Origin of the sequence: Microcystis sp. M53598_WE2, assembly GCF_030067735.1 — a bacterium.
GTDB lineage: Bacteria > Cyanobacteriota > Cyanobacteriia > Cyanobacteriales > Microcystaceae > Microcystis > Microcystis aeruginosa.
In genome coordinates, this window is the sequence record NZ_JASJFE010000304.1 from 1 (window position 1) to 3,419 (window position 3,419).

Annotated in this window: 3 protein-coding genes; all 3 read right to left on the reverse strand. The window is 45.0% G+C overall.

The annotated features are described in order from the left end of the window. Positions 1–136 precede the first annotated feature (136 nt). Entirely contained in the window at positions 137–1,198 is a 1,062-nt protein-coding gene (locus tag PX636_RS06605) for a mannose-1-phosphate guanylyltransferase (protein ID WP_288116554.1), read from the reverse strand. A 133-nt stretch (positions 1,199–1,331) separates the two neighbouring features. Further along, positions 1,332–2,318, reverse strand: coding sequence for a cytochrome f (gene petA, locus PX636_RS06610; RefSeq protein WP_012265194.1), 987 nt, complete (start codon positions 2,316–2,318; stop codon positions 1,332–1,334). 43 nt (positions 2,319–2,361) lie between these two features. Then, positions 2,362–2,901: a cytochrome b6-f complex iron-sulfur subunit gene (petC, locus tag PX636_RS06615; RefSeq protein ID WP_288116555.1), complete on the reverse strand. Its 540-nt coding sequence runs from the start codon at positions 2,899–2,901 to the stop codon at positions 2,362–2,364. Between the last annotated feature and the right edge of the window lie 518 nt (positions 2,902–3,419).

A 3,419-nucleotide genomic window follows, 5' to 3' on the forward strand; every position in this document is an offset into this window, starting at 1 on the left:
CAGTTATCAGTTATCAGATTTGAGTTTTAAGTTACCAGTATTAATTAAATAGAGGTTTCCTACTGTCTTTTCACTGATTACTGATTACTGTTTACTGATCACTGATTACTGAAAAAGCTGGTAACTAATATCGATCCTATAACAATTTCTTTAATTTGGGATCGGTTTGTAATTGCTTGAGAACTTGTTTAATATCTTGGGTACGATCTTTGTGGACAACGAGAGTTGCTTTGCCGTCGCGAACAATTACCAGATCTTTTAAACCAATAGTAACGATCACTTCTTCCTCATCACTAGCATAGATAATAGCCCCCTCCGTATCCAAACCGACATGATTTGCCAGTTCAATATTTTTGCCCTTTGCTTCTAGTAATCTTTCCAGAGCATTCCAATCTCCCAGATCATCCCAACCGAAATTAGCGGGTAAAACGTAAGCGAGTTGGGTTTTTTCCATCAAAGCATAATCGATACTTTTTTTCTCTAAATCCTCATAGGCAGCGATGCCCCGATCGCTCAGAGGTTGTAAAATATTATTAGCGTGGGTTTTTAGCTCCTCTAAAACCACTTGTCCCTGAAAGATAAACATTCCGCTATTCCAGCTAAAAAGTCCCGTTTCTAGGAATTTTTCGGCCGTGGTGCGATCGGGTTTTTCCGTAAAACGACTAACTTTATAGACGGGTAAACCATTAAATTCGCCCTGATTTTCTCCCTGTTCGATATAACCGTAACCGGTGGAGGGATAATCGGGTTTAATCCCTAAAGTAACGATCGCTTTTTGGCTGACGGCCACTTCTACGGCCGCTTTTAAAGTGTTAATATAAGCCTCTTGATTACCAATATAATGATCGGCAGGAAAAAAACCGATCGCCACTTCCTTACCATAACGTTTTATCACTTCTAAGGTGGCCCAAGTCACAGCCGGGGCCGTATCCTTGCCCACCGGTTCCACTAATAGGTTACTCTCTGGTAAATCGGGCAGTTGTTCGCGGACACCATCAGCGATCGCACTAGCGGTAATTACCCAGAGATTTTCCCAACCTGCCGCTAAAGATAATAGACGATCAGCCGTTGCTTGTAAAAGACTGCGACCACTACCATCAAGACAGAGAAACTGTTTCGGACGCGCTAGACGACTGAGAGGCCAAAAACGTTCCCCTTTACCACCGGCGAGAATGACTGGAACAAGCGACTGATTCATAAAAAATTGACACTTATCGGTTAAGTTGAACCGATTGTATCAGACGGCAGTGAGCGGTGAGCATTTTCCTGCCCCAAAGCTAAAAAGCGGGCAAGTAACCCGCTTTTTAGCAAAAATAACCGAAATATTGCGATTAGAAATTCATTTCGGCCGCTTGTACTGTTTCCACTTGTTTTTTCTTAATAACTAAGAGGATTTGGCAGAGCATAATACCACCGAGGAATAAAACTAATCCTTTGATCCGGCCGGGATTTTGCAGGACAACTTCCGTATCTTTTTGACCAAAACCGCCGACATTGGGGTTACTGGTTAAAAATTGTCCCACTTCGATCGCTTGACCTTCCGAGACGATTAACTCAGGACCTGCGGGAATATTTTCCACCACGGGGCCAGCTTCGGAAGTGATGGTGACTTCATAACCACCGGCTTCGGTTTTGCTGATCTGGCTAATTGTACCTGCGGTAGAAGCTTTGAAAGCGTTATTATTGCTGGGTTCACCGGTGGGGTACACTTGACCGCGACCGCGATTGGCCCCTAAATGCACAGCATATTTACCGAAGTGAATACCCTTATTTTGGCTAGGATCGGGGGCCAGGACGGGGAAAACGATCTCTTTGTATTGATCACCGGGTAAGGGGCCGACGATAACCACGTTATCTTGACCTTCTTTGTAGGATTGGAAATAGACTCCACCGAGTTTTTCCTGCATTTCTTCGGGAATGCGATCGGGGGGCGCGATTTTAAAACCATCCGGTAGCATTAAGACTGCACCGACGTTTAAACCCCCCTTCGATCCGTCGCCTAACACCTGTTGACTGGCGGGATCGTAGGGGATTTTTACCACTGCTTCAAAGACGCTATCGGGTAATACCGAGTGGGGGATTTCAATTTCGGCGGGTTTTTGGGCTAAATGGCAGTTCGCACAGACAATCCGACCGGTTGCTTCCCTGGGGGTTTCCGGGGCGGTTTGTTGCGCCCAAAAAGGATATGCTTGGGCCGATTGGGGGTTAATGACATCGCTGGTTAGGAGTAGGGAAACGGTAGCGATCGCCACGAGGACAGCTTTCACTAGGGCCTGTCTGTGGACTTGCGGGAAGCTTAAAAAGTTGAATGTTCTCATCTCTATAGGTCGAATAATTCCAAATCTCGTCACATTGAATAATCTAGGACCACCAGGGTTCTTCGCCGGTGCGGAAGTCGGTTTCCGTCCAAGTGGAGAAGACGACTTTATCATTATCGGTGACGTTGGCATGGGCGAGGGCTAAGGATAGAGGCGCTGGACCGCGAACTACTTTTCCTTCGGCATTGTACTGGGAACCGTGGCAAGGACACATGAATTTTTCTTCGCTGGCATTCCATGGCACCACACAACCTAAGTGGGTGCAGACGGCGTTAATTCCGTAGTTGGCCAGGGTTTTGTCCTCTTGGACGACTAAATAGGTGGGGTCGCCTTTTAAACCTTGGGCTAAGGTGCGATCGCCAGGGTTATGGCTGGTCAGAAATTGACTGACAATCACATCATTGCCTAGGGCATCTTTTGCGGTGACACCGCCACCCGTACCACCGGCCGAGGGGGGAATAAAATACTTAACAATCGGATACAAAGCCCCCGCCGCTACTCCGGTAATTGTACCAAAGGTCAACAGGTTCATAAATTGACGACGACCCAAATCGGGAACATCTGTACCGGAAACTTGACTCATTGCTCCTTATCTCCAAATGTAAATTTTTGTAAACTAATTCTCATCTAAGGGCGATTTTGTGCATCTCGATCAAGACGAAAACCCAGAGCTTAAAGAAGGTTTACAAGGGCTGTATTAGATTATTACAGATATTGAGTCACGGACAATTGCCACAGCAAAGCTGCCCCAAATGCGATCGCTGTTTGCTCGCTTTCAGTGCTAGAGGCAAATTATTAAAAAATTGACATAATGGCGGCTTGTCTGTTTACTTGACAGTTACGCTTCCTATCAGTCATACTATTAAAAATAGTTCAAAAAAACCAAAGATTAGGTTATGTGACTCTAACCAACACAATCAACTATTACCAGTGATTTACTCAAGATGATGACAGCTAATTCTGCTTATGAATTGTTAGAATATGCTTATGATAAACTCGATTTTAGTCAAGGCGACTTAGTGAGTTCAAAAGCGTCATTGTCAGAAATAACTTTAGAAGAGTGGATAGAAAAAGGAGATTGGTTAGAATTAGCCCAGCAAG